This window comes from Gemmobacter sp. LW-1 (assembly GCF_001303875.1).
GTDB lineage: Bacteria > Pseudomonadota > Alphaproteobacteria > Rhodobacterales > Rhodobacteraceae > Gemmobacter > Gemmobacter caeni.
Window position 1 is genome coordinate 24,415 of record NZ_LJSC01000015.1, and the last position, 6,672, is coordinate 31,086.

6 protein-coding genes are annotated in these 6,672 nt (G+C 64.9%); 1 reads left to right on the plus strand and 5 read right to left on the minus strand.

Going from position 1 to position 6,672, the window contains the following annotated elements; all coding sequences use genetic code 11:
* Positions 1-3: 3 nt before the first annotated feature.
* From mrdA to gltX, 5 genes are all read right to left on the minus strand, one after another.
* Positions 4-1,947: a penicillin-binding protein 2 gene (gene mrdA / locus AO684_RS02290; RefSeq protein WP_054301129.1), complete on the minus strand. Its 1,944-nt coding sequence runs from the start codon at positions 1,945-1,947 to the stop codon at positions 4-6.
* Entirely contained in the window at positions 1,944-2,483 is a 540-nt protein-coding gene (locus AO684_RS02295) for a hypothetical protein (protein ID WP_054301130.1), read from the minus strand. Before AO684_RS02295 ends, mrdA begins: the two co-directional genes overlap by 4 nt.
* Positions 2,476-3,393 carry a rod shape-determining protein MreC gene (mreC, locus tag AO684_RS02300; protein ID WP_054301131.1) on the minus strand — a complete coding sequence of 306 codons (918 nt, stop codon included), beginning with the start codon at positions 3,391-3,393 and terminating at the stop codon, positions 2,476-2,478. Before mreC ends, AO684_RS02295 begins: the two co-directional genes overlap by 8 nt.
* Positions 3,394-3,428: 35 nt before the next feature.
* Entirely contained in the window at positions 3,429-4,463 is a 1,035-nt protein-coding gene (locus AO684_RS02305; RefSeq protein ID WP_054301132.1) for a rod shape-determining protein, read from the minus strand.
* Between the two features lie 269 nt (positions 4,464-4,732).
* The gene (gltX, locus tag AO684_RS02310; RefSeq protein ID WP_054301133.1) at positions 4,733-6,061 is read right to left on the minus strand and encodes a glutamate--tRNA ligase; all 1,329 of its coding nucleotides are present in this window, start codon (positions 6,059-6,061) and stop codon (positions 4,733-4,735) included.
* Positions 6,062-6,150: 89 nt separating this feature from the next.
* Here gltX and AO684_RS02315 point away from each other — a divergent pair, with 89 nt between their 5' ends.
* Positions 6,151-6,561, plus strand: coding sequence for a metallopeptidase family protein (locus tag AO684_RS02315; protein ID WP_054301134.1), 411 nt, complete (start codon positions 6,151-6,153; stop codon positions 6,559-6,561).
* The last annotated feature ends 111 nt before the right edge of the window (positions 6,562-6,672 follow it).

Here is a 6,672-nt window from a genome sequence, read left to right on the forward strand (position 1 = left end):
GCCTCAGGCCCGCGACCGCGTGGTGCTGTCGGCGCCGAAATCGCGCAGCTTCATGTCGTTGAAGCGCGATTCGATCGTGCCGCGCTGCGAGGCGGGATAGGCGCTCAGCGGCGGGATGCCGCCGGTCAGGCAGAAAAGCAGCAGGTCGCGGGCAATGGGCGCGGCCACAGCCGACCCGCCACCGCCATGTTCAACCACCACCGAAACCGCGACACGCGGGTTTTCGAAGGGGGCGTAGCAGACGAACAGCGCATGGTCGCGCCGGTTCCATGGCAACTGATCGTTGCGCACCACGCCCGAGGCACGTTCCTGCGTCGAGATGTTGCGCACCTGCGCCGTGCCGGTCTTGCCCGCCATCAGCAGGGTTTCATCCGCAATGCGGGAGCCCTTGGCCGTGCCATGGGCGCCGTTCATCACCTCATACATCCCGCGCCGGACTGAAGCGAGGTGCTGGCTGCTCAGATCGAGTGGCGGCGCTTCGGGCAGGGGCACTTCCTGCGTGCCGATCATCCGCACCAGCCGTGGCTGGATGGCCCGGCCGCTGGCGATGCGCGCCGTCATCACCGCAAGTTGCAGCGGCGAGGTCAGCACATAGCCCTGACCGATAGAGGCGTTGATCGTGTCACCGATGCGCCAGTCCTGCTTGTAGCGTTCCTGCTTCCAGGCCTTGTCGGGCATCACCCCTTCGGTGATGGCGGACATGGGCAGATCGTGTCGTATGCCAAGACCCAGCTTGCGGCCCATCTCGGCGATCTTGTCGATGCCGACCTTCTGCGCGATGTCATAGAAGTAGACGTCACAGCTTTCAGCAAGGGCAGAATGCAGTGAAACGGTGCCGTGGCCCGAGCGTTTCCAGCAGTGGAACCGGCGGCTGCCGACCTCGTAATGGCCGGGGCAGTAGACACCCGTCTGGGGTGTGATCACACCCGCTTCCAGCGCCGCCAGCGCGGTGACCATCTTGAAGGTCGATCCGGGCGGATAGGCGCCCTGCACGGTCTTGTCGGCCAGCGGGCGATGGTCGTTTTCCAGCAGGACCGAATAATCCTTCTGGCTGATCCCGCGTACGAAAAGGTTTGGGTCGAAGGACGGCGCCGAGACACAGGCCAGAAGATCGCCGGTCTGCACGTCGATGGCCACCATGGCGGCGCTTTCATCGCCCAGCCGTGCCTGCGCAAAATTCTGCGCCTCGGCGTCAATGGTCAGACGCAAGTCATCGCCGGGGTCGCCCTCCAGCCGCTCCAGCTCGCGCATCACCCGGCCGACGGAATTCACCTCGATCCGTTTCTGCCCGGCCCGCCCGCGCAACTCCGCCTCGGTCCAGCGTTCCACCCCGACCTTGCCGATCTGGAATTTCGGCAGCTGAAGCACAGGGTCCGGGTTCTCGATCCGCTCCAGATCCCGCTCGGACACCGGGCCGACATAACCCACCACATGCGCGAAATCCTGATCCAGCGGATAGACACGGCTGAGGCCGACTTCGGGCGTGACGCCGGGCAGCGAGGGCGAGTTGATGGCGATTTTCGAGAAATCTTCCCAGCTCAGCCGGTCAGCCACGATGATCGGCACGAAGGGAGACCGGCGCTCCACCTCCTTCAGGGTCTTTTCGATGTCGGCGGGCGGCAGGGCCACGATGGAGGCAAGCCGCTTCAGCACCATTTCCACATCGCCTGCATCTTCGCGGGTGATGACGACGCGGTAATTCTGTTCGTTTCCGGCGATCAGGCGGCCGTTGCGGTCGAAGATCTGACCGCGCGCGGGCGGGATCAGCCGGATGTTGACCCGGTTCTCCTCGGCCAGCAGGCGAAATTCCTCGGCCTGGTCGACCTGTAGATACCGCATCCGCGCGCCCAGAACGGCGACGAAGGCGGTCATGGCGCCGCCCATCAGGAAGGCGCGCCGACGCACGCCCCGCACGGAATCTTCGGTATCGCGTTGCGTCCGTTTCATAGCCGCCGTCCCATCGAATCGACCTCGCCCATCCCCGGCTTGTGAACCCGCAGTGTGACATGCGACAGCCAGACGACCACGGGATAGGCAAGCACCGTCGCCACCGCCTGCGTCATGGCATAGCCAAAGCCCGCCTGCGGCAGCAGGGTTACCGCAAAGACCAGATGATAGCCCAGAAACATGCCGAACATCAGCAGGCCGATGAAAATCCATTCCGTCGCAAAACTCAATTCACGGGTCAGTGCGATGCGGGACCGCAGGATTTCCGACCCGACCAGCACCAGGGCGGTCCACAGCCCCGGCGGCCGCAGCAGCAGCATGTCCTCGGTCAGCACGACCGCTACGATCAGCAGGGCGGGCATGTAATCGGGGCGGCGCTGCACCCAGGCGAGGATCAGGCACAGCAGAAGATCGGGGCCGGGCAGGCGGCCCGCCTCGGACCCAAGGGGCAGCAGGCGCAGGAAGATCAGGAACAGCGCCACCGCCACGAAGATCCCGCGATGCATCAGCACGTCGCGGCGCAGCGGATCAGCCATTGCTGTCCTCCCCCTCGGCAGGGGGCGGGGGGCCGATCTCGCCGGGCGTCACCGGCTCGGCCACCAGACCACCGGGATCGGTGATCGCCTCAAGGTCGTGGCTGCGCAGCACGCGCAGGAAATCCAGCCGCTCGTAATCGGCGGCCAGCAGGGCGCGCAGCCGCCGGTCCGGCCCCTGCGCGACCGACCCGACCAGCAGACCCGCCGGGAAAACCCCGCCATCGCCCGAGGTCACCACCCGGTCACCGGGGCGCACCAGATCGGCCTTTTCCACAAATTCGAGCGGCGGGGCAGAGGAGTTGTCGCCCGACAGAAGCGCCTTCTGTCCCGACGGCTCCACCACCACCGGAATGCGCGAACTGGAATCGGTCAGCAGGATCACCCGTGCGCTGCGCCTGCCCACGCCCGATATGCGCCCGACAAGCCCGATGCCGTCCATCGCGGCCCAGCCGTCCCGCACGCCGTCCCGCTCGCCCACGTTGATCAGCACGGATTGCCGGAACGGGCTGCCGCTGTCGGCCAGCACCACGCCGGTGATATGCGTCAGCTTCGGGTCCAGCCGCACCTGATTGAGGTCCAGAAGCTTCGCATTCTGCTGTTCCAGCCGCAGCGCGGCCTCTTTCCAGCCGCGCATCTGCTTCAGTTCCTGCCGAAGTTCCTGATTTTGCTCGTAAAGCTTGGTGTAGGACTGGAAACCCTGCACCATCTGCACCGCTTTGGTCACCGGCAGCATCACCCAGTCGAAACTGGGCACCGTGCGATCCACCAAGGCAGTGCGGAAGCGTTCCACGCGCGGGCTGTCGATGCGCCACAGCAGGAACAGCGCCAGCAAAAGCACCACCAGCGCGCCGATCAGGATGCGCCTGATCGGGCGGGCAAAATCCTCCGGGTTGGTCCGGTTCTTTGCCACGCGCGGCCCCTTTGCGATGCGCTGTGTCCTGCGGCTCAGCTATCGTAGTCGATGACGTGCCGCAGTTGTTTTTCGTACTCCAGCGCCTTGCCGGTGCCAAGCGCTACACAGTTGAGCGATTCATTGGCGACGGAAATCGACAGGCCGGTCTGTTCGCGCAGCGCCAGATCCAGATCGCCCAGCAGCGCACCACCGCCGGTCAGCATCACGCCGCGATCCACGATATCGGCCGCCAGATCGGGCGGGGTGGTTTCCAGCGCCTGCATCACCGCGTCGCAGATCTGCTGCACGGGTTCGGCCAACGCCTCGGCCACCTGGGCCTGGTTGATCTCGGTTTCTTTCGGCACGCCATTCAGCAGGTCGCGGCCGCGGATCTGCATCGAGGCGCCGCGCCCGTCATCGGGCATCCGCGCCGTGCCGATCGAGGTCTTGATGCGCTCCGCCGTGCTTTCGCCGATCAGCAGGTTCTGATGACGGCGCAGGTAGCTGATGATCGCCTCGTCCATCCGGTCGCCGCCCACACGGACGGAACGCGCATAAACGATGTCACCCAGCGACAGAACGGCCACTTCGGTCGTGCCGCCGCCGATGTCGACCACCATGCTGCCGGTCGGTTCGGTGATCGGCATCCCCGCGCCGATCGCCGCCGCGATGGGCTCGGCGATCAGGCCCGCGCGGCGCGCACCGGCTTGCAGCACCGAATTGCGGATCGCGCGCTTTTCCACCGGGGTCGCGCCATGCGGCACGCAGACGATGATCTTCGGTTTGGCGAAGGTCGTGCGCTTGTGAACCTTGCGGATGAAATGCTTGATCATTTCCTCCGCGCTGTCGAAATCGGCAATCACGCCGTCGCGCATCGGGCGGATGGCCTCGATGCTGCCCGGCGTCCGGCCCAGCATCAGCTTGGCATCCTCGCCCACGGCGAGAACCTGCTTCTTGCCGTCCTTCACATGGTACGCCACCACCGAGGGTTCGTTCAGCACGATGCCCTTGCCCCGGATATAGACAAGCGTATTCGCGGTGCCGAGGTCGATCGCCATATCCGACGAAAAGAGGCCGGTGAGTGACATGCTGGACTGCGTCCTTCGATGAGCAAAAACGGATCAGCCCGCGACTCAGGCCGTTTCCGGCGCGGGCGCCTTCATATAAAGACAGCACCCGACCGGCGAAAGCCCGGAGTCTGCGTGGACGGCACAATTCCGCGTGTTCTGCAAGGGCTTGCACTTTTCGAACAATAAGGCGGAGAGATTCCACACGAATTGATCTCGTGCTTGCAGATCTGCCATATTTGGCTGTTCCGGAATGAAAAAGGCCGCCCCGTTGGCGGCCTTTTCGCACTTCAAAGCGCGCGCGGCGCCTTCTGCAACAGCGGCATCACATCCGCCATTTCCGGCCCGTTGGCCCGCCCGGTCAGCGCCTTGCGCAGCGGCATGAACAGCCCCTTGCCCTTGCGGCCGGTGGCCTCTTTCACCGCGGAGGTCCATTCCGACCAGGTGGTTTCGGTCCAGGGCTGCGCCGGCAGCAGGGTCAGCGCCTGCGCCACGAAATCGCGGTCCTCGTCCTCGACCAGCGGCTCGGCGCCGTCGCGGAACAGCTCCCACCAGCCGGCCAGATCGTCCAGTACGGTGATATTGTCCTTGGCCACGCGCCAGAAGGCATCCAGCTTGTCCTCCGGCACGCCCAGCGCGCGGATGCGATCCGCCACCACATCCAGCGGCAGCGCCTGCACATGGGCGCGGGTCAGCGGGAACAGGTCTTCCGCGTCGAATTTGGTGGGCGCGGAGCCGAAGCTCTCGACATCGAAGCCTTCTGCGATCTCGTCCAGCGAGCCTGCCAGAACCACGGGCTTCGACGATCCCAGCCGCGCCATCAGCGACAGCAGCGCCAGCGGCTCCACCCCCCGTGCGCGCAGGTCGCGCAGGGACAGCGTGCCAAGGCGCTTCGACAGTTCCTCGCCCTTGGCGCCGGTCAGCAGCGAATGGTGGGCGAAGGCCGGGGGCGTGCCGCCCATGGCCTGCATGATCTGGATCTGCGTCGCGGTATTGGTCACATGGTCGGCGCCGCGCACGATATGGGTCACGCCCATGTCGATGTCATCAACCGACGAAGCGAAGGTATAAAGCACCTGTCCATCGGCACGGATCAGCACCGGGTCAGACACGCTGGCTGCGTCGATCGAGATTGGGCCAAGGATACCGTCGGTCCATTCGATCCGCTCCTGATCCAGCAGGAAGCGCCAGTAACCATCGCGCCCTTCGGTGCGGAACTTCGCCTTCTCGTCGTCCGACAGCCGGTAGGACGCGCGGTCATAGACCGGTGGCTTGCCCATGTTCAGCAGCTTCTTGCGCTTCAGGTCCAGCTCGGTCGGGCTTTCGAAACATTCATAGAACCGGCCCTTCGCCTTCAGCGTTTCCGCCTCGGCGCGGTAACGCTCCAGCCGCAGCGACTGACGTTCCACCCGGTCCCAATGCAGGCCCAGCCATTCCAGATCGGCCATGATCGCATCAGCGTATTCCTGCTTCGAGCGTTCCTGGTCGGTGTCATCCAGCCTGAGGATGAACTGGCCGCCGGTCTTGCGGGCGATCAGATAGTTCATCAGCGCGGTGCGCAGATTGCCGACATGGATATAGCCGGTGGGCGAGGGCGCGAAGCGGGTAACGGTGGTCATTTTGTGCCTCCTGCAACCCGCGCCCTTTCGCATGCGGGCACGCATTTGTCCATATCGCGCAGGCGGGGGGGCGGGTATGCTGCCACGCCATGACCCATGCCAGCGCCAACACCATCGCCCCCGACCTCGCCCTGATCGAACAACTGGCCCATGAGGCCGTGATGAGCCTGCCCGAACCCTTTCGCAAGGCCGCGACCATGGTCCTGCTGCGGGTCGAGGATTTCCCGCCCGACGATATCCTTGATGCCATGAACATCGCCGATCCGTTCGAACTGACCGGGCTTTACGAGGGCATTCCCCTGACCGAGAAATCTGTCAGCGACCAGCCGGCGGGGCCGGATGTGATCTGGCTGTTCCGCCGCCCCATTCTGGATGAATGGCTGGAACGTGGCGATGTCTCGCTGGGCGAGCTGGTGACGCATGTGACGATCCATGAATTCGCCCATCACTTCGGCTGGTCGGATGATGACATCGCCGTGGTCGATCCGTGGTGGGAATAACGCAGCCGTGAAGCGGTGAATCCTGCGGTCCGGGTTAGGCTGAGGCCTTGCAACACAGGAGAGAGTGACATGACCGCAGAAGCGACCACGCCGACCCTCACCCGCCGCGCG

Excerpts from the sequence above, each read along its gene's own strand:
- mrdA (WP_054301129.1), bottom strand. The coding sequence starts at position 1,947 with ATGAAACGGACGCAACGCGATACCGAAGATTCCGTGCGGGGCGTGCGT.
- AO684_RS02295 (WP_054301130.1), bottom strand. The coding sequence starts at position 2,483 with ATGGCTGATCCGCTGCGCCGCGACGTGCTGATGCATCGCGGGATCTTC.
- AO684_RS02305 (WP_054301132.1), bottom strand. The coding sequence starts at position 4,463 with ATGTCACTCACCGGCCTCTTTTCGTCGGATATGGCGATCGACCTCGGC.
- gltX (WP_054301133.1), bottom strand. The coding sequence starts at position 6,061 with ATGACCACCGTTACCCGCTTCGCGCCCTCGCCCACCGGCTATATCCAT.
- AO684_RS02315 (WP_054301134.1), top strand. The coding sequence starts at position 6,151 with ATGACCCATGCCAGCGCCAACACCATCGCCCCCGACCTCGCCCTGATC.